Below are 21,947 nucleotides of genomic sequence, written 5' to 3'. Positions count from 1 at the left end.
AGCCATGACCACGTGGGAGTACCTCACCACCCCGCTGCTGATCCACAACACCGCTGCGATCCTCAACAACTGGGGCAAGCAGGGCTGGGAGCTCGTGCAGGTCATCCAGGGGCCCGAGGGCGGGCTCGTGGCCTACTTCAAGCGTCCGGTGTCGACGGATGCCGCGGGCAACGCCGGTCTCGCGGCCGCTGCCGAGGCGTCGCGCCAGTTCGAAGGGGGCGCCGCGTGAGCCTCTCTCAGCGTCTGACCGAGCTCGGCATCGAGCTTCCGGCGGTGGCGGCACCCGTCGCCGCCTACGTTCCGGCGGTCGTCCACGCCGGGCTCGTCTACACCTCCGGTCAGCTGCCGTTCACCGCAGGTCAGCTTCCTGCGACGGGCAAGGTCGGCGCCGAGGTCAGCGCGGAAGACGCGAACGAGTACGCCCGCACCTGCGCGCTGAACGCCCTCGCTGCGGCCGCCGATGCCGCCGGCGGGGTCGACCGGATCGGCGGAGTGCTGCGGCTTGGCGGGTTCGTGGCGTCCACGCCCGACTTCACCGGCCAGCCCGGCGTCATCAATGGTGCGAGCCTCGTACTCGGCGAGATCTTCGGCGACGCCGGTCGCCATGCGCGCGCGGCTGTCGGCGTGCCGGTGCTGCCGCTCGACAGCCCGGTCGAGGTCGAGGTCACGTTCATCCTCGCCTGACCCGAACATGAAGAACGCCCCCTCCCGGATCGGGAGGGGGCGTTTCTGCATCGGCCCTATTTGACCTGAGCCGAGATGATGCTCATCACGGCGGTGTCTGCGAGGGTCGTGGTGTCGCCCACCTCGCGGCCCTCAGCGACGTCGCGCAGCAGGCGCCGCATGATCTTGCCCGAGCGGGTCTTCGGCAGCTCGCCGACGATGTACACGTCGCGGGGGCGTGCGATCGCACCGATCTGCTCGCCGACCCAGAGGCGCAGCTGCTGAGCGAGACCGGCAGGGTCATGCGCCGAGAGATAGCTCTCCTTGATGATCACGAATGCGACGACGGCCTGGCCCGTGGTCTCGTCGGCGGCGCCCACGACGGCGGCCTCTGCCGTCGCCTCGTGAGCGACGAGCGACGACTCGATCTCGGCGGTCGAGAGGCGGTGACCCGAGACGTTCATCACATCGTCCACCCGCCCGAGCAGCCACAGGTCGCCGTCGTCGTCGAGGCGAGCGCCGTCGCCTGCGAAGTAGTAGCCCTGCTTCTCGAACTTCTCCCAATACGTCTCCTTGTAGCGCTCCGGGTCGCCCCAGATGCCACGCAGCATGCTCGGCCACGGCTCGGTGACCACCAGGAGGCCGCCGTTGCCGTTGCCCACCTCGGCGCCGGTCTCATCGACGACGTCGATCGAGATGCCGGGCAGCGGAACCTGCGCGGAGCCCGGCTTGGTCGCGGTGACGCCGGGGAGCGCCGAGACCATGATCGCGCCCGTCTCGGTCTGCCACCAGGTGTCGACGATGGGGGTCGTGCCCGCACCGATCACGTCGCGGTACCAGATCCAGGCCTCGGGGTTGATGGGCTCGCCGACCGAGCCGAGCAGACGCAGCGACGACAGGTCGAACTTCGCGGGGACGCTGCGGCCGATCTTCATGAACGAGCGGATCGCGGTCGGCGCCGTGTAGAAGATCGAGACCTTGTACTTCTCGATGATCTCCCACCAGCGGCCGGGGTGCGGGGCGTCGGGTGTGCCCTCGTAGATCACCTGGGTCGCTCCGTTCGCGAGCGGGCCGTAGGTGACGTAGCTGTGCCCGGTGATCCATCCGATGTCGGCGGTGCACCAGTAGACGTCGGTCTCGGGGTGCAGGTCGAACACGTACTTGTGCGAGTACGCGGCCTGGGTGAGGTATCCGCCCGAGGTGTGCAGGATGCCCTTGGGCTTTCCCGTCGTGCCCGAGGTGTAGAGGATGAACAGCGGGTTCTCGGCGGGGAAGGCCTCGGCGGTGTGCTCGGGCGACGCGGCCGGAACCACCTCATGCCACCAGAGGTCGCGGCCGTCCTGCCAGTCGACCTCGTTCTCGCCGCGCTTGACGACGAGCACGTGCTCGACGGTCTGCTGCTCGCCGTCGCCGCGGTCCGCGAGGGCCTGGTCGACGGCCGGCTTCAGTGCCGAGACACGGCCCTTGCGATATCCGCCGTCGGCGGTGATGACGAGCTTGGCGCCCGCGTCGTCGATGCGTGACCGCAGGCTGTCGGCGCTGAAACCGCCGAACACGACCGAGTGGATGGCTCCGACCCGAGCGACGGCGAGCATCGACGCGACCGCCTCGGGGATCATCGGCAGGTAGATCGCGACGCGGTCTCCGTGGCCGACGCCGAGGCCCTCGAGCACGTTGGCGACGCGCTTGACCTCGTCGGTGAGCTCCGCGTAGGTGATGGTGCGTGAGTCGCCCGGTTCGCCTTCCCAGTGCAGGGCGACGCGATCGCCGTTGCCCGCTTCGACATGGCGATCGAGGCAGTTGTAGGCCACGTTCAGCTCGCCGTCGTCGAACCACTTCGCGAACGGAGGGGTCGACCAGTCGAGCACACGGGTGAACGGCTTGTGCCATTCGAGCAGTTCGGCGGACTGCGCGGCCCAGAAGGCCTCTCGGTCTGCAGCCGCGTTCTCGTACAGCGCGGGGGACGAGACCGACTGCGCGACGAACTCCTCGGAGGGCGGGAACTGGCGGGTCTCATCGAGAAGATGATCGATCTGGCTGCTCATCGGCAGGCGCTCCTTTGCGGCGTGGCAGGTCGTGCGGGCATGAACGCGTCTGCACGCGATCAGGTCAGGGCGAATCTAGCCTCGGGCAGGGACATCGCATACTGCCGAAAGTAGGTAGTCCGGCCGGTTTTGTCAGGACGGTCGCCTTGCGTACACTCGACGACAGCCGAATTATCATTCTGGCCTTGGCGTGCCCGATTCCCCCATGAGGGACGCCGTGGGCGGCATCTCATTCCCCCCGTGAGATGCCGCCCTCTCTTTTTCGGGAGCGCTCCCACGTCGGGCTCACTCCTCATGTCCGTCTTCGCGACCTGCTCTGCACGCTGAACGCCCGGGCGGGGTTGCCCACAGACGCCGTCCGAGCCGCTCGACGCGGGGGTCGCGCGCTGAGCGCGGCGCCTAGCTTCGGGGAATGCCCGATCCTTTCGTCATCCAGCCGCGCGGCACGTCGCCTCTCGTCGACGGCGCCGAACGGGGTGGTCGCACGCCGCTGCAGGTCGATCCCGTCTTCGGTCCGCTCGCAGAGCACTGCGCTGACGACGAGGTCACCGACATCTTCGTCAACGGCGCCTCAGGGCTGTTCATCGACCGGGGGCGCGGCGCCGAGGCGGTGCACGGGTGGAGCGCGTCCGAGCGGGAGGTTCGCGATCTCGCGGTCGCGCTCGTCGGTCTCGGCGGTCGCCATCTCGACGACCAGGCACCGTGCGTCGATGTGAGGCTCGAGTCCGGCATCCGGGTGCATGCCATCCTCGCGCCCATCTCGACCTCGGGGACGGCTCTATCGATCCGTGTGCCCAGAGTGCGCGCCGCGGATCTCGATGCGTTGGCGGCGCTCGGCGCCTTCGACGCCAGGCAGCACAGCTGGCTCCTCGGTCTGGTGGCTGAGCGCGCCAACATCCTCATCACCGGCGGCACCGGCACGGGCAAGACGACTCTGCTGTCGGCGCTGCTGTCGGCCGCGCCGACCTCCGAGCGCATCGTCACGATCGAGGATGTCGCCGAGCTGCGCCCGCAGCACCCCCACCATGTCGCTCTCGAGGCGCGACAGTCGAACCTCGAGGGCGCCGGCGGCATCAGCCTCGCACGGCTGGTCCGCGAGTCGCTGCGCATGCGCCCCGACCGTCTCGTGGTCGGTGAGTGCCGAGGCGAGGAGGTGAGGGAGCTGCTGACAGCTCTGAACACCGGACACGATGGCGGCGCCGGAACCCTCCACGCGAGCGGTCTCAGCGATGTGCCGGCCCGGCTCGAGGCACTCGGCGCGCTCGCATCCATGGACGCCACGGCGCTCGCGCGCCAGGCGGTGAGCGCGTTCACGATCGTTCTGCACCTCGACAGGGCGCCCGGAGGGCGGCGACGCATCGCGCAGGCGGGGGTACTCGAGCTCACCGGAGACCGGCTGGGCATCGAGGAGGTGCGACCGTGGTGAGCGCTCGACGGAGAAGCGCCCCCGACGCCGGAACAGACGCGGCGACCTCGGTGCAGACGCTCGCCGTGCTGCTGCAGGCCGGAGCGGTGCCGTTGGTCGCCTGGAGGCACCTCGCCTCGATCGGCGACGTGCACGCCGCATCGGTGGTGGAGCGAGTCGACGGCGGCGTCTCGCTCATCGCCGCGATCGAGGCCGAGGGCGGCCCGTGGCGAGACCTCGCTGCGGCGTGGGAGGTGGCGACCACCGTCGGGGCGCCTCTGGCCGAGGTGCTGCGCATGATCGCGGAGACGCTTCGCGACGCCGCGTCCGCCGCCGATGATGTGCGCATCGCTCTCGCTGAACCGGCGGGAACCGCGCGGCTGCTCCTGTGGATGCCGTTCGCCGGTCTGCTGCTCGGTTTCGCCCTCGGCTTCGACACTCTCGGTGTCATCTTCGGGGCGCCTGCGGGAGCGGCCTGCGTCGCGGCCGGGCTCCTGCTCGTGTTCGCTGCCCGAGGCTGGACGAACCGACTGCTTCGGAACGCGCGACCCGAGCCGGGCACTCCGGGGATGCAGGCGGAGCTCATCGCCGTCGCTCTCTCCGGCGGCGCCTCCATCGATCGGGCCCTGCGCCTCGTCGCGGAGAGTCCTGCGTCTCATCGGGGAGATGACGCGCGAGTCCGCGCGGTGCTCGAGCTGTCGCACGCCGCGGGGGTGCCGGCAGGCGAACTCCTCCGCGCCTCCGCCGGGCAGGAGCGGCACGCGTCCCGCATCGACGGCCGCCTCCGCGCGGCGAAGCTCTCGACCACGCTGCTGATCCCGCTCGGTGTCTGCACGCTGCCGGCTTTTCTTCTGCTGGGAGTCGCTCCGCTGCTGCTGAGCGTGCTCCTCTCGACCCCGCTGCCGCTCTGACGGCCGCCGACCACAGGATGCCCGTGCATCCGTACACAGAAAGAAGGAACCCATGAACACACTCCCTCCACTCACTCGGCGCCGTTCCGCGATGCTGTTCGGAGACGACAGCGGCGCGGCCACCGCCGAGTACGCGATCACGACGATGGCCGCCGTGGCCTTCGCCGGGCTGCTCGTCGTCATCATGAGGTCGGATGAGGTGCGCGGCATCCTCACCGACCTGGTGCGTCGGGCGCTCACGGTGTCGTGATGAGCGCCGGTCGTGACGGCGAGCGGGGGTCGGTGGCCGCCGAGCTCGCACTCGCGCTGCCCGCGGTGGTCCTCACTCTTCTGCTCGGGGCCGGTGCGCTGGGCGCGGCCGCTCGTCAGGTCGCGCTCCAGGACGCATCGGCCGACGCCGCGCGCCTCCTCGGCCGAGGGGAGGACGCGGGCCGGGCCTCACATGCAGTGTCGACCGCGGTTCCTGGCGCCGGAATGTCGAGCAGCTCATCCGGAGACCTCGTCTGCGTGAAGGCGCACGCCGACGTCGCGATCGGCGGCTTCGTCCGGATCCCGCTGCAGGCGTCCAGCTGTGCACTCTCCGGAGGACTCTGATGTCGACCATCGCAGCGGAGAGCGGCTGATGGCGGGCTCTGCTCTCGCGGCCGGTGTTCTCTCGGTCGCAGCGGTGCTCTCGCTGGGGCTCGCCGCGGTCGGGGGAGCCGCCGTCACGGCGCAGCGGGCTGCGGGGGCCGCCGACGCCGCGGCGCTCGCCGCGGCCGACGCGGCCAGCGGTGCGATCGTCACGGCCGACGACCCGTGCGCCCTCGCCGCGCGGGTCGCGGCGGCCTCAGGCGCGGCCCTCACCGAGTGCGCCGTCGAGGGCTTCGTGGCGACTGTGCAGGTGAACGCGGCGTACGCTGGACTCGCTGCCGTCTCCCGAGCCCGTGCTGGGCCACCCGAGGGATCCTGACGGCGGCGCGAGCACTTTCCGGCGAAAATGCAGGCGACCACTGTGACCAACCCATCACGGCGGTGTGTATGGTGTGCTTCGAAGAAAGGACGCTCCCTTGGCTGAAGGCAAGAAGCTCGTCATTGTCGAGTCCCCGACGAAGATGCGGTCGATTCAGGGATACCTCGGCGATGGCTACGAGGTGCTCAGCTCCGTCGGCCACATCCGCGACCTCGCAGACAAGAAGGACATCCCCGCCGCCGACAAGCAGGCGTACGGGAAGTACTCGATCGACGTCGACAACGACTTCGATCCCTACTACGTCGTCTCCGATCGCAAGACGAAGACCGTCGCCGAACTCAAGCGTGCGCTCAAGACCGCCGACGAGCTCCTGCTCGCCACTGATGAGGACCGCGAAGGCGAGGCCATCGCCTGGCACCTGCTCGAGACTCTGAAGCCGAAGGTCCCCGTCAAGCGCATGGTCTTCCACGAGATCACGAAGGACGCGATCCAGGCGGCCATCGGCAACACCCGTGAGCTCGACACCGACCTCGTCGACGCGCAGGAGACCCGCCGCATCCTCGACCGGCTGTACGGCTGGGACGTCTCGCCCGTGCTCTGGTACAAGGTCAAGACGGGCCTGTCTGCCGGACGCGTGCAGTCCGCCGCCACCCGCATGATCGTCGAACGAGAGCGCGAGCGCATGGCGTTCGTCTCCGCCGAGTACTGGGACGTCGAGGCGCTCGCCTCGTCGTCGTCAGCATTCAAGGTTCGTCTTGTGCGTGTCGACGGCGGCCAGCTCGCCCGAGGCACCGACTTCGACGACAACGGAAAGCTCAAGAAGGCCGTCGTCATCCTCGACGAGAAGCAGGCCGCTGAGCTCGCACTCGCCGTCGACGCCGCCGGCGCAGGCTCGGTCACGAAGGTCGAGGCGAAGCCGGGAACCCGCAGCCCCTACGCGCCGTTCACCACCTCCACCATGCAGCAGGAGGCAGGCCGCAAGCTCTCGATGAGCGCCAAGCAGGCGATGAGCGTCGCGCAGCGGCTGTACGAAAAGGGCTACATCACCTATATGCGAACCGACTCCGTCGCGCTGAGCACCCAGGCCGTGCAAGCCGCTCGCAGCCAGGCCGTCGCGCTCTACGGCGACACCGCGGTTCCGCTGAAGCCGCGCGCCTACAAGTCGAAGAGCAAGAACGCGCAGGAGGCGCACGAGGCGATCCGTCCCTCGGGCGAGAACTTCCGCACCCCGAAGTCCGTCTCGTCGGAACTGGACCGCGAGGAGCACCGTCTCTACGACCTGATCTGGAAGCGCACCGTCGCCAGTCAGATGGCCGATGCGAAGTACGAGACCACGACCGTCACCATCGCGGTCGACGCCGCGGGGCGCAACGCCGAGTTCACCGCGTCGGGCACCGTGTACACCTTCAAGGGCTTCCTCGAGGCCTATGAAGAAGGACGCGACGAGAAGCGCAATGACAAGGACACCGACGAGAACCAGTCGCTCCCGGTCGTCGCCGTCGGCGACGAACTGCGCATGTCGGAGTCCGAGGCCAAGGGGCACCGCACGACCCCCAAGCCGCGCTACACCGAGGCATCGCTGGTCAAGGCGCTCGAGGAGCACGGCATCGGCCGCCCCTCGACGTTCGCCAGCATCATCGGCACGGTGATCGACCGAGGCTACGCGACCAAGCGCGGCCAGGCCCTCGTGCCGACCTGGCTGGCGTTCAGCGTGGTCCGTCTGCTCGAAGAGCATTTCGCCGACCTGATCGACTACGACTTCACCGCGGCGCTCGAAGACGACCTCGACGCGATCGCGCGAGGCGAGCAGAAGCGCGTCGAGTGGCTGCGTTCCTTCTATTACGGCTCCGATTCGCACGTCGGCCTGCGTCAGACCGTCGACAACCTCGGCGAGATCGATGCGCGGGCGCTCAACTCCACGCCCATCACCGACACCGCCACGCTGCGCTTCGGCAAGTACGGTCCCTACCTCGAGGTCGCGAACCCCGAGGCGCCCGACGAGAAGCCTCGCATCGTGAACGTGCCCGAGGATCTCGCCCCCGACGAGCTGACCGCTGCGAAGGCGCAGGAGCTCATCGACGCGCCGGTCGCCGGCGACAGGGTGCTGGGCACCAACCCGGACAACGGCAAGATCGTCGTCGTCAAGGACGGACGCTTCGGTCCCTATGTGCAGGAGAACGACCCGGTGTCCGAAGATGCCGCCGTCGACGAGGCGACCGGTGAGGTCGTCGACGCCCCCAAGCCGAAGCGGGGAGCCAAGAAGGCCGCCGCGCCCAAGCAGCGCACCGCCTCACTCTTCCGCTCGATGTCAGTCGACACGATCGACCTCGACACCGCCCTGCAGCTGCTCAGCCTGCCGCGGGTCGTCGGCGCCGACCCCGAGAGCGGCGAGGAGATCACCGCACAGAACGGCCGATTCGGTCCGTACCTGAAGAAGGGCACGGACTCCCGATCGCTCGAGAGCGAGTCGGAGATCTTCGACGTGACGCTCGAGAAGGCGCTCGAGATCTACGCGCAGCCGAAATACGGCGCAGGGTCCCGACGTGCGTCCAGCGCGCTCGCCGAGTTCGAGGCCGACCCCGTCAGCAACAAGCCGATCCGCATCCGCGACGGTCGCTTCGGTGCCTACGTCACAGACGGAGAGACGAACGTGACGATCCCTCGCGGCCAGAAGGTCGAAGACATCACGTTCGAGGTCGCCGTGCAGATGCTCGCCGACAAGCGCGCCAAGGGTCCGGCCCCGAAGCGCGGCGCAGCCGCGAAGAAGGCGCCGGCCAAGAAGCCGGCCGCGAAGAAGCCTGCGGCCAAGAAGCCTGCCGCGAAGAAGCCCGCGGCGAAGAAGGCGCCGGCCAAGTCGACCGGGACGGATGCCGAGAAGGCCGCCGCACGGTCTGCAGCAGCCAAGAAGGCCGCGGCGACGCGTGCCGCGAACGCCGCGAAGAAGGCCGGTTCGTGACATCAGATCCCGGAATCTGGATCACCCTCGAGGGCGGAGACGGATCGGGGAAGACCACGCAGTCGAACCTCCTCGCCCAGTGGATGACGGATGAAGGGCGAACCGTCGTGCGCACCCGCGAGCCGGGCGGGTCGGAGGTCGGCCAGCTGATCCGAGACATCGTGCTGCACCATCGTGGGGACATCGCGCCGCGTGCCGAGGCTCTTCTCTACGCCGCCGACCGCGCGCATCACGTCGCGACGGTCGTCCGGCCTGCTCTCGCCCGCGGTGAGGTCGTGCTGCAGGATCGCTATCTCGACTCATCCGTCGCCTATCAGGGCGCAGGGCGAGTGCTCGACGGCGACGAGATCCGCGACCTGTCGCTGTGGGCCGCCGAGGGCGCGCTGCCCGACCTCACCGTGCTGCTCGACCTCGACCCCGAATCGGCGCGTGTGCGACTCGACTCGGCTGACAAGCCCTTCGACAGACTCGAAGCCGAGAAGAACGAGTTCCACGCGCGAGTCCGCGACGCGTACCTCGCTCTGGCTCAGGCCGAGCCGGATCGTTTCCTGGTTCTCGACGCCGCAGCGACGCCCGAGGTCATCGCCGAGCAGATCCGCGAGCGGGTAGCGGCGCTGATCGGCTGAGCCTTCCGCGCAGCACGCCGTCTGTCTGGGGCGTCGCCGTGCATACGGCGACGGTTGCCGCGCACGTCGGTGCTCCCGATTAGGCTGAGAGCATGCCCCAGACTGTCGCCGCACCTTTCCCGTGGGCCGATGTGTGGGGACAGGATGCCGCGGTCGACACGCTTCGCAACGCCGCATCCGATCCTTCCGCGCTGTCGCACGCCTGGCTCATCACGGGTCCGCCCGGGTCGGGGCGCTCCACGCTCGCGCACGCCTTCGCCGCAGCGCTCGTGGCGGATCACCCCGATGACGAGGCGTCGATGCGTCAGGTGCTCGCGGGAACGCATCCCGATGTGACGGCATTGCGCACCGACAAGGTCATCATCACGATCGCGGAGGCTCGTGCGCTCGTCGAGCGCTCGTACTTCGCGCCGTCGGCCGGCCGCTATCGCGTGATCGTGGTCGAAGACGCCGACCGCATGGTCGAGCGCACCTCCAACGTGCTGCTGAAGGCTCTCGAAGAGCCGCCGGAGCAGACCGTCTGGATACTCTGCGCCCCGAGCGAAGCCGACCTACTGCCGACCATCCGTTCGCGCGTGCGCTCACTGCGACTGCGCGAGCCCGACGTCGCAGACGTGGCACGTCTGATCACGTTGCGCACAGGGGTCGATGAGGGCATCGCCGAGCAGGCCGCTCGTCATGCGCAACGGCACATCGGCATGGCCCAGCGACTCGCCACCGATGAGGCTGCCCGCCGCCGCCGTGACGAGACCCTGCGGTCTGTGCTGGGGGTTCGCGGTGTCAGCGACGCCGTCGAGGTCGCCGGCCGCATCATCCAGGCGGCCACTGACGACGCCAAGGCGCTCACCGCCGAGCGCGACGCGGCCGAGCGTGCATCCCTGCTGCGTATGGTCGGGATCGCCGAGGGGCAGGCCGTTCCGCCGGCCCTTCGCACGCAGATCTCCGCGCTGGAGGACGACCAGAAGAAGCGTGCGACCCGAAGTCTGCGTGACGGGATCGACAGAGTCCTCACCGATCTGCAGTCTCTCTTCCGTGATGTCGTCATGCTGCAGTTCGGCCGAGACGACGAGCTGATCAATCGCGAGCTTCGCGAACACCTGGCCGCGCTGGCTGCGGCCTGGCCGGAGACCCGTACTCTTGTCGTACTCGACCACCTTGCCGACACACGCCAGTCGCTGGAGCGCAACGTCGCACCGCTGCTCGCTCTCGAGAGCTTGCTCGTGACTGTCACGAGCGGGAGGACACCGTGAACAATCGACCGACTTCCCGCATCCGACGCGCCGTCGCCGTGATCGCCGGCCTCGCCGCGGCCTCGGTCGCCCTCTCCGGGTGCCTGTACTCGATGATCTCCGAGCAGGCCGAGCCGAATCCGTCCACCACGAACGCGCCAGACACCGAAGGCGTGGCAGAAGACCTGCTGCCGTTCTACGGCCAGACGCTCACCTGGAGCGAATGCGGCACGGGGTTCGACTGCACGGAGGTGACCGCTCCGCTCGACTGGGAGAACCCGGGCGAGGGGGAGATCACCCTCTCCGTCGTGCGCCACCAGGCGACGGGAACGGCTCAGGGCTCACTGCTGACGAACCCCGGTGGTCCTGGCGCCAGCGGCGTCGAGCTCATCCGCGACAGTCTCGACTTCGCGGTCGGCGCCGATCTCATCGAGAACTACGACGTGATCGGATTCGACCCCCGCGGCGTCGGAGAATCGACCGCAGTGACGTGCTTCGACGCTGCAGGCATGGACGACTACCTCTACACGATCCCCTCAGGCAAGCGGGGGAGCGCGGAGTGGGAGGCCGAGCTGCTCGAGGCTCACAAGGAGTTCGCCGACGCGTGCGAGGCGAACAGCGGCGGCATCCTGCCCTACGTCACCACGATCAACGCCGCACGCGACATGGATCTGATCCGCGCGGTGCTCGGCGACAAGCAGCTGAACTACCTCGGCTACTCCTACGGCACTTTCCTCGGTGCGACCTACGCCGACCTGTACCCCGAGAAAGCGGGTCGACTCGTGCTCGACGGCGCGATCGACCCGGCCGTCTCGGGGCTCGATGTCGGTGCCACCCAGGCGCTCGGATTCGAATCGGCCCTCCGCGCCTACATGCAGAACTGCCTCGACTCGGGCGAGTGCCCGTTCAACGGCACGGTCGACGAGGCCATGGCCGATCTCGGTGCACTGCTCGCGAGCGTCGACGCGTCTCCGCTCGAGAACGGCGACGGGCGCATGCTCGGCGCGGACTCGCTGATGACCGCGATCATCGCCGCCCTGTATTCGGCAGACAGCTGGCAGTACCTCACGCAGGCGCTCGACGAGGCTCTGCAGGGCGATCCGACGACGGCGTTCTTCCTCGCCGACTTCTACAACGGACGTGAGAACGGCACCTATCTCGACAACTCGAGCGAAGCCTTCCGCGCCTACAACTGCATGGACTATCCCGTCGAGGACGACCCGGCGGCCGAGGCGGCGACCGAGAAGAAGATCGCCGACGGCGCACCGACCATCGCTCCGTACTGGAACGGTCCCGACTCCTGCTCGGTGTGGCCCTACCCGCCGACCGGGACGCGAGGCGAGATCAACGCCGAGGGTGCGGGCCCGATTCTCGTGGTCGGCACGACCAACGATCCGGCGACCCCGTACGAGTGGTCCGAGTCGCTCGCCGAGCAGCTCGAAGAGGGCGTGCTGATCACCCGCGTGGGCGAAGGCCACACCGGATACAACAAGGGCAACACGTGCGTCGACGACGCCGTCGAGGCGTTCCTCCTCGACGATGTCGTGCCCGAGGGTGACGTCCGGTGCGAGTGATCCCGGCTCGATTCGCGGTGCGGCTCCGGAACGGGTAATATCGATGATCGCGCCGCTTTAGCTCAGTCGGCAGAGCATTTCACTCGTAATGAAAAGGTCGTCAGTTCGATTCTGACAAGCGGCTCCAGCAGGCCCCGTGATGTGAACAACATCTCGGGGCCTTTTGGTTTCCTGCCTTGGGGAGACCCGCGAGGGCGGCGTACGCTCGGACCATGAGCAGAGCGCTTCTGATCGTCGATGTGCAGAACGACTTCACCGAGGGCGGCGCTTTGGCCGTCGACGGCGGGGATGCCGTGGCATCCGCTGTCTCAGCGTTCCTCGCCGCACATGCGACGGAGTACGACGTCATCATCGCCTCGCGCGACTGGCACGACTCCGAAGGCGACAACGGCGGCCACTTCGGAGAGGCGCCGGACTACGTCGACACGTGGCCCGTGCACTGCGTCGCAGGCACGCCCGGTGCCGAATACGACCCCCTGCTGGTGACCGATGCCGTCACGCACCATGTGCACAAGGGGCAGGGGCGCCCCGCCTACTCGATGTTCGAGGGCGCGACCGAGACGGGAGACACCGTCGGCGCGATCCTCACCGCCGCGGGTGTCCTCGAGGCCGACGTCGTCGGCATCGCCACGGACCACTGCGTGCGGGCCTCTGCGCTGGACGCGGTGGCGCACGGAGTCCGAGTGCGCATCCTCACCGACCTGATCGCGGGTGTCGCACCGGAGCCGAGTGCGGCGGCTCTCGCAGAACTCGCTCATGCGGGTGCCGTGCTCGTCGAGAGCGACTCTGCGTGACACGCAGTGTCCTGCTGCTGCGAGCGGTCAACGTCTCGGGCCGCAATCGAGTGCCGATGGCACAGCTGCGCGTGGTGCTCGCTCCGGTGCTGGGTGAGGTCTCGACCTACATCGCGAGTGGGAACATCGTCTGCGAGCATCCGGATGATCCGACGTCGGTGAGCGCTCGGGTCCGGGAGCTGATCGCCGACGAGTTCGACGTCGACACCCCGGTCATCCTGAGGACTCACGACGACCTCGTGCACGCCCTGGATGCGCACCCGTTCGGCGGAGCGTCGGAGAAGCTGCTCCACGCGATGTTCCTCGAGGTGCCGGCCGCGCCCGGGGCCGTCGAGGCGCTGCAGGAGCGGCCCGTGCCGGGGGAGCGGATCGCGCTGGTCGGCGACGATCTGTGGATCGACTACGCGGAGGGCGGTGTGCACAGCACGAGGCTCACCAAGGCCGTCCTCGATCGTGCGCTCGGCGTCGCAGGCACGGCGCGCAACCTCCGCACGGTCCGGAAGCTCGCCGAGCTGACCGCATGAGCGAGAGGGAGCCGTTCACGTTGGCCCTGCCCTTCACGGGGCGGTGGATCGTGCAGAACAGCCCGGCGTCGCGCGTCCCCAGCCACGGAACAGAGCTGTTCGGCAGCTCGCACGCGATCGATTTCGTGCCGGTCGACTCGAGCGGCCGCAGCGCGCCTCGCACTCTCGGGAGCATGTTCGGGACCGAGCCTGCTGCCGCGTTCGTCGGCTTCGGACGCCCGATCCTCGCGCCGGTGTCGGGCGAGGTCGTGCGGGTTCACGATGGGGAGCACGACCATGTCGCCCGGCGCTCGTTCGGTGCGCAGCTGCGGTACGCGCTGACCCAGCGATCGCGTGTCCGCGCGGGTGCGCCGGGAATCGCCGGAAATCACATCGTCATCCGTCGCGGTGACGCCCTCGTGCTGCTCGCCCATCTGCGGGCAGGGAGCGTGAGGCCGCGGCTCGGCGATCGAGTGTCGGTGGGGGAGGTGATCGGCGAATGCGGCAACTCCGGGAACAGCACCGAACCGCATCTGCACGTCCAGGTCTCGGACTCGATCGAGCAGGAGGCCCGGGGGATCCCGCTCGCCCTTCTTCGCGAAGGAGAGCAGGACTGGGTGCCGCGGAACGGCGAGATCGTCGCTGTCTGATCAGTGGTTCAGTCCGAGGTCTCGCGGCTGATCGCCGAGGGAGGCATCAGCGGGTGCGCCTGCAGGTCGACGCGATGCGTGCCGCAGCCGGCGCAGCGGACGTACACGACGACGCCTTCGCTGGTCGGATGCCGCGAGTCGGCGACCCAGGCGTGCTCGTGTGCGGTGGTGGTCTGACGAGGGATCGGCAGAGTGTGCAACGTGGTCATGGATCCAGCGTGATGTAATGGCCTTATGCATCTCAACCCTTACGGCGAATATGCGGTTCTCCTGGCCGCATCCCTCGCCGACGACTTCCCCGTCGATCGAGCGGGAATCGAGGAGCGCACCCTCGAGATGGGGATGACGATGACGTTCCCTCCCGCCGCCGACGACCATGAACGGGTCCGAGAGGTGGTCGACGACTGGCTGCGGATCGTCGACGCGGCGGATCCGGACTCTCGCGCGGAGATCCTCAACGCGCAGATGGCGGAAGCTGCGGCATACCCGCGCCTGACGAACCACGACGGCGAAGGCTGGCACCTGCACTACCGCGACGATGTGCGATCTCTGCCGTATGTGCTCCGGGCCGTCTTCGCGGTCGGCACGTCGCTGCACCTCGTCACCCGCGGCATGGACCGACTGGGTCGCTGCGAGGCCTCACCCTGCACGAACGTGGTCGTCGACGTGACCCGCAACGGGCGGCAGCGATTCTGCTCGGTGCGCTGTGCGAACAGAGCGGCGGTCCGGCGTCACAGGGCGCGCGTTGGCGCCTGACACCGGACCGCCGGGTGCTCAGATCATGCGGTCTGCTCGGCGTGCTTCCCCTCGGCGACCTCTTCGATCAGCTTCGCGTTGAACGCGGGGAGGTCGTCGGGAGTGCGGCTCGACACGAGACCTGCGTCGACCACCACTTCCTCGTCGACCCAGGTGGCGCCGGCGTTGCGGAGGTCGGTCGCGAGGCTCGGGTAGCTGGTGAGCGTGCGTCCGTCGACCACGCCGGCCTCGATGAGGATCCAGGCGCCGTGGCAGATGACCGCGACGGGCTTGTGCTGCTCGAAGAACGAGCGGGCGAGGTCGATCGATGCCTTGTCGAGCCGCAGGTGGTCGGCGTTCACGACGCCGCCCGGGAGCACGAGCGCGTCGAACTCGTCGGCCTTCGCCGTCTCGGACGTGAGGTCGACGTGCTGCACGTGACCGTTCTTGCCGGTGATCTGCTGTCCGTCCGGTGCGATGAGCGTGGCGCTCGCGCCTTCGCCCTGCACCGCTTCCCACGGACTGGTCAGCTCGCTGTCCTCGAATCCGTCTGTCGCGAGGAATGCCACTCGGCTGTCGGTGAGAGTCGCCATGATGCGTCCTTTCGTGGGGTGAATGTCCCGGATGGGGACGCCACGACTCTCTCGCAGGGTGCCGACGGAGTGAAGGGGGTGGCCGGATCCGGCCGGTGGTGATAAACGGTGGGCCCCGTGGGGCTCGAACCCACGACCCGCGGATTAAAAGACGGCCAAGGGTGCCTCTCCTAAGTAAACCTCAGGTGCCCAGGGGGTATCCCCAGTGAGGCGTTCTGCCTCGGAAATACGCGGAAGCGGAGCGACCTCGGTACGACTGTGGTCGGCCCTGGGTAGGCGTGGTCGGACGGGAAACCGCCGGGTTATCTCATCCGAATTGCTAGAAGAGAGCGCTGACGTCCACCTTCAGCGCAGTGGCAAGCTTATGGATGTTGTCGAGACTTACGTTGCGCAATCCCCGTTCGACCCCGCTGACATAGGTGCGGTCGAGAGTAGCGACGTGCGCGAGGCCTTCCTGCGATAAGCCTCGCTCTTTGCGGAGCTCTCGAACGCGGTCACCGAAGGCGCGGCGGTGATCGGGAACGGGCATACTCCAACGCTCGGCGTGCGCAGGCGATGAGTCCACGGACTATGAGTCATAAGGAGGTATGTTTCTTGATTCGCCTCGCGGCTTCCGTGATCGGGCTGCGCGTGAAGGACGTCGACCTGACTGCCGGCCACGTCTCGGTGCGACAGACCGCGCAGTGGGTCAAGCGAAAGGATCAGGCGGTGGGGGATTGGGTGTTTGGTACTCCCAAGTCGCGGCGCTCCTCTCGCGACGTGCCGCTACTCGACCGGGCGCTCATCGCCGACCCAAGAGACTGAAGATGCAGCACCCGCGATCGGGTGACCCCGACGCCCTGTTCTGGCCGGGTCGCACTCAGGGATCACACCGAGTGGACTACGACCGCGTCTGAGATCTCGCGAGCTTCCGGCGTAACTACTTCAAGCCCGCCCTCGTGCGCGCCGAGGTGCCCACAATCCGCGTCCACGACCTTCGCCACACCGCCGCGAGCTTGTGGCTAGCCGCGGGCTTCCCGCCCCTACCAGGTGAGCCGCTGGCTGGGCCACGCGAGCGTCGTTACGACTGACACGATTTACAGCCATCTCTACCCGACCGACTACTCGCAGCACATCGCTCGGTTCGAGCGTTTCGCGGCCGAGACTTGACAAGCCGCGCTGCTTCGTTTTGTCGGTCCTCTGATTCGCGAGGACAAGAACCAGCGTGAAAGCGCGGATTAGTACCCGCGCTACCCCAGAATCCGATGTTTTGGGGTTCAAGAGTGCCTGCTTGTGAGCATGTAGAAGTGCGCCGCGGTGTCTGCGAAGAGCGAAGCCGCCTAGATCATGCGTCTTTACAGGTCCTGAGGAGATACGCCTGTCCTCTTGCATTTGTCCAAATCGCGTTTCAAGTCGACAGTTGGGTGTACGCTGGCGCTGTCCACTACAGATAGGAGGCCAGAATGGCCAGCACGGACACAGAAGAAGAAGCCCAGAGCGCCGGGAGGAGGAAGGCTCGTCTGAGTCAGGCGGATGTACCGAGTTACTCGATCACCGAGGCGCTCCGCGTCCCAGAGGCATTGCGCGATGAGTATGGCAAGCAGCCGACGCGGCCTCTGATGGTCGCGGCAGCTCTGAATGTCTCGCCTACTGGCGGTACGTTCCGAATGCTCACCGGTGCAGCGGTGGCTTACGGCCTGACGGATGGCGCCGCACAGGGCGAAACGATCGGTCTGACCGCGCTCGGCCGCCGGGCGGTGGCACCCACATCCGAGGGTGACGATCGTAACGCGCTTCGGGAAGCAGTTCTCCAGCCGCGTGCCGTTCGGCAGTTCCTCGAAAAGTACGACGGCAGCAAGGTGCCCTCACGGTCCATCGCGCTGAACGTGCTCGAAGAGATGAATGTGCCCGCGGAAGTGACCGGCAAGGCGCTCGATATGATCTTGGAGAACGCTGCCGCGGCGGGCTTTCTTCAGGACATCAACGGTCAGCAGTACGTCAATCTCGACGGGACCGGTCGCACAACGGTGACGCCCGACACCACCGAATCATCGGCTCCGCCCGCGGAAGATGCAGCGCCGCTGACGCCGAGGGTCGCCACCCCGGTTGAGTCACCGATCCCTCCAGCGCCCATCTCGCCTGCGCAGACCAACAGCATCGCGAACAACAAGCGAGTGTTTGTCAGCCACGGGAAGAACTCCGACATCGTCGCGCAGATCAAGGAGCTGCTCACCTTTGGTGGATTCGAACCCATCGTGTCCGTTGAGAAGGAATCGGTGTCAAAGCCGGTACCCGACAAGGTTATGGACGACATGCGATCCTGCGGCGCGGGAATCGTGCACGTCGGTTCCGAGACTCGCCTTCTGGACGACAAGGGCGGCGAGGTCAAGATGCTGAACTCCAACGTCCTGATCGAAATCGGCGGCGCTATGGCGCTCTACAAGCGGAACTTCATTCTCCTCGTCGAGAAGGGAGTTACGTTGCCGTCCAACCTGCAGGGATTGTACGAAGTGCGTTACGAGGGAGCGACCCTCGATTACGAGGCCACGATGAAGCTTCTCAAGGCGTTCAACGAGTTCAAGCAGGCCTCCGCTGCGGAGTGACCTGCGAAGCCGAGCGAGAGGAGGTGAATATGACTAGCAAATCTTCGAGTGGCAAAGGCCACGCACGTAGCGCCATCACCGGCCGCTACGTGAAGCACACGACGGCCGCCCGCAACCCGCGGACGACCGTCGTGGAGAGGCCCACCAAGCGCTCTGGAAAGTAACTGGTGAGGTCTAGGCGGGGGCTCGGCTGTATGCCGGGTCCCCGTCGTCGTGCGAAATTCTACCGCGCCTCGTGCGCCGTGTGCGTCGTCACCCTCGAGTTGAGGAGAAGCGCTAACGCCTATGGCTGGCCCTCCTCCGGCGTATCAGCGTCTCCCCCGGAGTAGTCGTTAAGCTTCTCGAAGAGATTCTTATAGATCCGTTTGTACGAGTACGACTTGATCTCGGTCTTCGGCATGGAGTGGAAGCCACGGTCTCGGATGTACTTGGTCCCGCCAACTTCTCGACCCCAGAGCATCCGGGCAAGTGGTGGGAAGATCTCACCAGCTACAACTTGCGCTCCATCGCCGCCTGCGGTGTTCACGCAGTATCGGAAACCGCCGAGCGCGATGTCGACAGCCGAGCTGAGGTGGGACGAGTTGTTGGCAGTCATTCCAAATAGGAAGATCCGGTCGGACACGGCGATGTGACGGCCATCCGCCATCTGCGGCCCGGTCTGGAACAGAGACGCCAGATGTGTGTGCTGATCGTCGTCTCGATCCATCAGGAAGACACCGCCCGCATTTTCCTCGCTGAGCAAGCGGTAGTAGGCATAGGTGACAGTGTTGAGCGCCCACTTCTGTCTCGTATCAGCGGTCTGGCTGTTCGCGATGTCGTGCAGGATGACATAGATGATGAGCCGTGCGCCGATGCGCTCAAGCGCCTCGATCACTTCTCGCTTGGCCGCCTTTGAGTCAGGTATCGAGACCTGGGCGGGACGCGACCGAGTATGGAACTTGAGGCTATCGCCGGGAAGGTAGCCATACTTCGAGCGGATCGCTTCGAGCGCTGTGTGAATCTCTCGGAGCTGGGCGTCAGTTACCACCAACCCTCCGTAAATGAAGAACGTTCCCGACACGGAGTCGTTATTTGTCTCATCAGTCACGAACCAGTGCATGTGCGCCCCAAGCTTCAATCCTTGGTTCAAGATAGCGCCCTACGACGGGTTCTCGCCGGGATGTCCGATTTCGGCTTCCCGGCGGAACCGCGCGATCCCAGTGCCTGACTGGTGGGCCCCGTGGGGCTCGAACCCACGACCCGCGGATTAAAAGTCCGATGCTCTGCCAACTGAGCTAGAGGCCCGCCCCTCCAGTCTAGGGCGCAAAGAAGGAGCCGCTGACGACGTGTCGTCAGCGGCTCCTTCTCCATCCCACCGACCTCCCCCGAGAGGTGGGACGGCTTACCGAGTGTCCGCCTCGGCGTTCCCGGGCCTTACTCGGCCGGGGGCATCAGGACCGTGTCGATGAGGTACACGGTCGCGTTGGCGGTCTGGACTCCACCGCAGATGACGGTGGCGTCGTTGACCATCAGGTCGTCGCCGCTGCCGGTGACCTCGAGGTCAGCACCCTGGACGGTGGTGTGCATGCCGGCGATCTCGTCAGGTGCGACCTGGCCGGGGACCACGTGGTAGGTCAGGATCGAGCTCAGCGTGGCGCTGTCGGTCTTGAGTGCCTCGATGGTGGCCGGGTCGATCTTCGCGAAAGCATCATCGACGGGTGCGAAGACGGTGAACTCGTCGCCGTTCAGCGTGTCGACGAGGTTGACGTCGGGGTTCAGCTGTCCGCTGACTGCGGCCACGAGCGTGGTGAGCAGCGGGTTGTTGGATGCTGCGGTGGCGACCGGGTCGAGCGACATGCCCTCGACGGATCCTGCGCCGTCCGGAACAGCCTCTGCGTATGCGGCGCAGCCGGGGCCGACCAGGTTCGCGGCCGGGTCCATCGTCTCGGTCTCGGGAGCCATCGTCTCGGACGACTCGGGGGCCGTCGACTCTGCCGGCTCTTCGGTGGTGCCGCCCATGGAACATGCGGAGAGCAGGAATGCGCTCGCAAGGCCGAGGGTGATGGCTGCGGTGACCTTCTTCTTGGTGCTGAACATCTCAAGCTCCTTCAGAACACTGCCACGGCCTCTCCGTGGCGTTGACAGTCGTTCGGAGCCCCACCGGGATCGGATGGGAGAAACGTCAAAGATTTTTTCCGAGCCGCCGAATCCAATCCGTTTCGAGGGTCTGCAGCGAACAGGTTTCGACGAGGAGCACTTAAGAGGACTCGTTTCCGTCACTTTCGGGTGGCGGGTGCACGGGAAAGCGGGGTGAATGCGGCATGCTGTTAGAGATGGTCATCGATGGAATGGACGTACCCGAAGACGGTACGGCTCGGGATGCTGTCGCTGACCTGCTCCTTCGCATCGGCGACGGTGATCAGCGCGCATTCGCGGAGCTCTACGACACTCTGTCGTCACGCGTCTTCGGCCTCATCCTCAGGGTCCTCGTGAATCGCTCGCAGAGCGAAGAGGTGCTCCAAGAGGTCTTCTTGGAGATCTGGCAATCCGCTACGAAGTTCGCTACGAACAAGGGCCAGGGAAGAACCTGGGTGATGACGATCGCGCACCGTCGTGCGGTCGACCGGGTTCGGGCGTCCCAGTCCAGCGCGGACCGAGACGTACGAGCCGGGTTCAGGGACATCGGGGTCGCGCACGACAGTGTGGCGGAGACGGTGGAGCTGGGCATCGAGAGCGAGAAGGTGGTTCACGCGCTCTCAGGCCTTCCCGAGGTGCAGCGCGAAGCTCTCGTCCTGGCCTATTACGGCGGTTACAGTCAGAACGAAGTGGCAGCGCTCGTCGGAGCGCCGCTGGGGACGATCAAAACACGGATGCGAGATGGGCTCTCGCGACTGAGGACAGCTATGGGGGTGACGGCATGAACGAGAAGGACTTCGCAGAACTCGCGGCAGGAGCGGCGCTCGACGCGCTGTCGCCCGATGACCAGCAGCGGTATCACGCCGCACTCGCAGCGCACCCGGAATGGCAGAGCATCGTGGATGCCGATGCCGACAGTGCCGGCTTCCTCGCCGACGGAGTGGCGCAGGCCGTTCCCTCGCCCGACATTCGTGCCGCTCTGCTCGCACGTATCGCCGTCACGCCGCAGAGCGGCGATGTCGTTCTCTCGGACTCGGCGCCCGATTCGATGCCCGACCCGGCGCCCGGCGAGACGGCAGATTCCGCGCCCGTGGCGGACTCAGCGCCCGCCGCACGCGATGGCGACGACGCCCCGAAGGCTCCGGCACACCGCCTCCGCTTCCTCTTCGCGCTCGCGGCATGCCTCGCGCTGCTCGTCGGTGTGGGGGCAGGCGCCGTCGCGATCAACACCTACATCAACCGACCGGCGAGTGTCGTCGCACTCGAGGACATCCAGGCGGCCGGTGACGCTCAGCAGGCCAGCGTGTCGCTCGAGAGCGGCGGCACTGCGACCGCGCACTGGTCGGCGTCGCTCGGCAAGTCTGTGCTCGTGACCGACGGCATCCCGTCGCTCGCCGAGGGCAAGACCTACGAGCTCTGGTATGTGCGCGGTGACACTCCGGTGTCGGCAGGCGTGTTCGCGGCCGACGACGGCGAAGCGACAGCGGTGCTCGCGGGCGAGATGCACGCGGGCGATGTGATCGCCGTCACGGTGGAGCAGGACGGAGGCTCGCCCTCGGGCCTGCCGACATCCGATCCCGTCGTCGTGATCCCGACGGCCTGATGTCTCGGATC

Annotated in this window: 26 protein-coding genes and 2 tRNA genes; 21 read left to right on the top strand and 7 right to left on the bottom strand. The window is 67.1% G+C overall.

The annotated features are described in order from the left end of the window. Positions 1-4: 4 nt before the first annotated feature. Positions 5-229: a hypothetical protein gene (locus tag ASF87_RS01640; RefSeq protein ID WP_056373683.1), complete on the top strand. Its 225-nt coding sequence runs from the start codon at positions 5-7 to the stop codon at positions 227-229. Continuing rightward, a complete protein-coding gene (locus tag ASF87_RS01635) occupies positions 226-684 on the top strand; it encodes a RidA family protein (RefSeq protein WP_056373681.1) in 459 nt (152 codons plus the stop codon). Before ASF87_RS01640 ends, ASF87_RS01635 begins: the two co-directional genes overlap by 4 nt. A gap of 56 nt (positions 685-740) precedes the next feature. On the opposite strand, the gene acs is transcribed toward ASF87_RS01635, so the two are convergent. Beyond that, positions 741-2,708 (bottom strand): acetate--CoA ligase, encoded by a 1,968-nt coding sequence (gene acs / locus ASF87_RS01630; RefSeq protein WP_056373679.1) that lies wholly within the window; start codon positions 2,706-2,708, stop codon positions 741-743. A gap of 412 nt (positions 2,709-3,120) precedes the next feature. Here acs and ASF87_RS01625 point away from each other — a divergent pair, with 412 nt between their 5' ends. The 13 genes from ASF87_RS01625 to ASF87_RS01565 all read left to right on the top strand — a co-directional run bounded on the left by ASF87_RS01625 (position 3,121) and on the right by ASF87_RS01565 (position 14,308). Then, the gene (locus ASF87_RS01625; protein ID WP_056373677.1) at positions 3,121-4,134 is read left to right on the top strand and encodes a TadA family conjugal transfer-associated ATPase; all 1,014 of its coding nucleotides are present in this window, start codon (positions 3,121-3,123) and stop codon (positions 4,132-4,134) included. Beyond that, positions 4,131-5,024 (top strand): type II secretion system F family protein, encoded by an 894-nt coding sequence (locus ASF87_RS01620; protein WP_056376284.1) that lies wholly within the window; start codon positions 4,131-4,133, stop codon positions 5,022-5,024. The genes ASF87_RS01625 and ASF87_RS01620 overlap by 4 nt, the downstream gene beginning before the upstream one ends. Before the next feature lie 52 nt (positions 5,025-5,076). Next, positions 5,077-5,274: a DUF4244 domain-containing protein gene (locus ASF87_RS01615; protein WP_056373674.1), complete on the top strand. Its 198-nt coding sequence runs from the start codon at positions 5,077-5,079 to the stop codon at positions 5,272-5,274. Beyond that, on the top strand, positions 5,274-5,618 hold the full coding sequence (locus tag ASF87_RS01610) for a TadE family type IV pilus minor pilin (protein WP_056373671.1): 345 nt from the start codon (positions 5,274-5,276) through the stop codon (positions 5,616-5,618). The genes ASF87_RS01615 and ASF87_RS01610 overlap by 1 nt, the downstream gene beginning before the upstream one ends. 28 nt (positions 5,619-5,646) lie before the next feature. Further along, positions 5,647-5,976, top strand: a complete 330-nt coding sequence (locus ASF87_RS01605) for a hypothetical protein (RefSeq protein WP_056373669.1) — start codon at positions 5,647-5,649, stop codon at positions 5,974-5,976. Positions 5,977-6,073: 97 nt separating this feature from the next. After that, positions 6,074-8,932: a type I DNA topoisomerase gene (topA, locus tag ASF87_RS01600; RefSeq protein ID WP_056373667.1), complete on the top strand. Its 2,859-nt coding sequence runs from the start codon at positions 6,074-6,076 to the stop codon at positions 8,930-8,932. Next, entirely contained in the window at positions 8,929-9,558 is a 630-nt protein-coding gene (gene tmk, locus ASF87_RS01595) for a dTMP kinase (protein ID WP_056373665.1), read from the top strand. The genes topA and tmk overlap by 4 nt, the downstream gene beginning before the upstream one ends. A 92-nt stretch (positions 9,559-9,650) precedes the next feature. Then, a complete protein-coding gene (locus tag ASF87_RS01590; protein ID WP_056373662.1) occupies positions 9,651-10,808 on the top strand; it encodes a DNA polymerase III subunit delta' in 1,158 nt (385 codons plus the stop codon). Beyond that, positions 10,805-12,361 (top strand): alpha/beta hydrolase, encoded by a 1,557-nt coding sequence (locus ASF87_RS01585; RefSeq protein ID WP_056373660.1) that lies wholly within the window; start codon positions 10,805-10,807, stop codon positions 12,359-12,361. The genes ASF87_RS01590 and ASF87_RS01585 overlap by 4 nt, the downstream gene beginning before the upstream one ends. Positions 12,362-12,412: 51 nt before the next feature. Beyond that, positions 12,413-12,488: transfer RNA gene (locus ASF87_RS01580), tRNA-Thr, on the top strand. Positions 12,489-12,573: 85 nt separating this feature from the next. Further along, the gene (locus ASF87_RS01575; RefSeq protein ID WP_056373658.1) at positions 12,574-13,155 is read left to right on the top strand and encodes an isochorismatase family protein; all 582 of its coding nucleotides are present in this window, start codon (positions 12,574-12,576) and stop codon (positions 13,153-13,155) included. Beyond that, positions 13,152-13,679, top strand: coding sequence for a DUF1697 domain-containing protein (locus tag ASF87_RS01570; RefSeq protein ID WP_056373656.1), 528 nt, complete (start codon positions 13,152-13,154; stop codon positions 13,677-13,679). The genes ASF87_RS01575 and ASF87_RS01570 overlap by 4 nt, the downstream gene beginning before the upstream one ends. Further along, positions 13,676-14,308, top strand: a complete 633-nt coding sequence (locus tag ASF87_RS01565; RefSeq protein WP_056373654.1) for a M23 family metallopeptidase — start codon at positions 13,676-13,678, stop codon at positions 14,306-14,308. The genes ASF87_RS01570 and ASF87_RS01565 overlap by 4 nt, the downstream gene beginning before the upstream one ends. 8 nt (positions 14,309-14,316) lie before the next feature. On the opposite strand, the gene ASF87_RS01560 is transcribed toward ASF87_RS01565, so the two are convergent. Continuing rightward, complete coding sequence (locus ASF87_RS01560; protein ID WP_056373653.1) at positions 14,317-14,517, bottom strand: hypothetical protein; 201 nt, start codon at positions 14,515-14,517, stop codon at positions 14,317-14,319. A 25-nt stretch (positions 14,518-14,542) separates the two neighbouring features. Here ASF87_RS01560 and ASF87_RS01555 point away from each other — a divergent pair, with 25 nt between their 5' ends. Continuing rightward, positions 14,543-15,064 carry a CGNR zinc finger domain-containing protein gene (locus ASF87_RS01555; protein ID WP_056373651.1) on the top strand — a complete coding sequence of 174 codons (522 nt, stop codon included), beginning with the start codon at positions 14,543-14,545 and terminating at the stop codon, positions 15,062-15,064. Between the two features lie 23 nt (positions 15,065-15,087). Here ASF87_RS01555 and ASF87_RS01550 read toward each other — a convergent pair whose 3' ends face one another. Further along, positions 15,088-15,636 (bottom strand): type 1 glutamine amidotransferase domain-containing protein, encoded by a 549-nt coding sequence (locus ASF87_RS01550; RefSeq protein ID WP_056373649.1) that lies wholly within the window; start codon positions 15,634-15,636, stop codon positions 15,088-15,090. A 319-nt stretch (positions 15,637-15,955) separates the two neighbouring features. Next, positions 15,956-16,165 (bottom strand): helix-turn-helix domain-containing protein, encoded by a 210-nt coding sequence (locus ASF87_RS01545; protein WP_056373647.1) that lies wholly within the window; start codon positions 16,163-16,165, stop codon positions 15,956-15,958. Positions 16,166-16,230: 65 nt separating this feature from the next. Between ASF87_RS01545 and ASF87_RS01540 the strand changes: the two genes are divergently transcribed. The 3 genes from ASF87_RS01540 to ASF87_RS18105 all read left to right on the top strand — a co-directional run bounded on the left by ASF87_RS01540 (position 16,231) and on the right by ASF87_RS18105 (position 18,382). Then, complete coding sequence (locus tag ASF87_RS01540) at positions 16,231-16,440, top strand: hypothetical protein (protein ID WP_157549978.1); 210 nt, start codon at positions 16,231-16,233, stop codon at positions 16,438-16,440. A 638-nt stretch (positions 16,441-17,078) separates the two neighbouring features. Next, on the top strand, positions 17,079-18,218 hold the full coding sequence (locus tag ASF87_RS01535) for a TIR domain-containing protein (RefSeq protein WP_082508718.1): 1,140 nt from the start codon (positions 17,079-17,081) through the stop codon (positions 18,216-18,218). Between the two features lie 29 nt (positions 18,219-18,247). Further along, the gene (locus tag ASF87_RS18105) at positions 18,248-18,382 is read left to right on the top strand and encodes a hypothetical protein (protein WP_268776045.1); all 135 of its coding nucleotides are present in this window, start codon (positions 18,248-18,250) and stop codon (positions 18,380-18,382) included. 119 nt (positions 18,383-18,501) lie between these two features. Here the strand turns inward: ASF87_RS18105 and ASF87_RS01530 are convergent, their stop codons facing one another. The 3 genes from ASF87_RS01530 to ASF87_RS01520 form a co-directional block, all read right to left on the bottom strand. Then, entirely contained in the window at positions 18,502-19,305 is an 804-nt protein-coding gene (locus ASF87_RS01530; protein ID WP_157549977.1) for a hypothetical protein, read from the bottom strand. A gap of 121 nt (positions 19,306-19,426) precedes the next feature. Beyond that, a tRNA-Lys gene (locus tag ASF87_RS01525) sits at positions 19,427-19,502 on the bottom strand. Between the two features lie 129 nt (positions 19,503-19,631). Further along, entirely contained in the window at positions 19,632-20,294 is a 663-nt protein-coding gene (locus ASF87_RS01520; RefSeq protein WP_042539725.1) for a fasciclin domain-containing protein, read from the bottom strand. A 224-nt stretch (positions 20,295-20,518) separates the two neighbouring features. Here ASF87_RS01520 and sigK point away from each other — a divergent pair, with 224 nt between their 5' ends. Together sigK and ASF87_RS01510 are read left to right on the top strand one after the other, a co-directional pair. Then, entirely contained in the window at positions 20,519-21,118 is a 600-nt protein-coding gene (gene sigK, locus ASF87_RS01515; protein WP_200933683.1) for an ECF RNA polymerase sigma factor SigK, read from the top strand. After that, complete coding sequence (locus ASF87_RS01510) at positions 21,115-21,936, top strand: anti-sigma factor (protein WP_056373639.1); 822 nt, start codon at positions 21,115-21,117, stop codon at positions 21,934-21,936. Before sigK ends, ASF87_RS01510 begins: the two co-directional genes overlap by 4 nt. Positions 21,937-21,947: the final 11 nt, after the last annotated feature.

Origin of the sequence: Microbacterium sp. Leaf161, assembly GCF_001423645.1 — a bacterium.
Lineage (GTDB): Bacteria > Actinomycetota > Actinomycetes > Actinomycetales > Microbacteriaceae > Microbacterium > Microbacterium forte.
The sequence above is the reverse complement of the archived record's forward strand: the minus strand, read 5'-3'. Positions and strand labels throughout refer to the sequence as shown.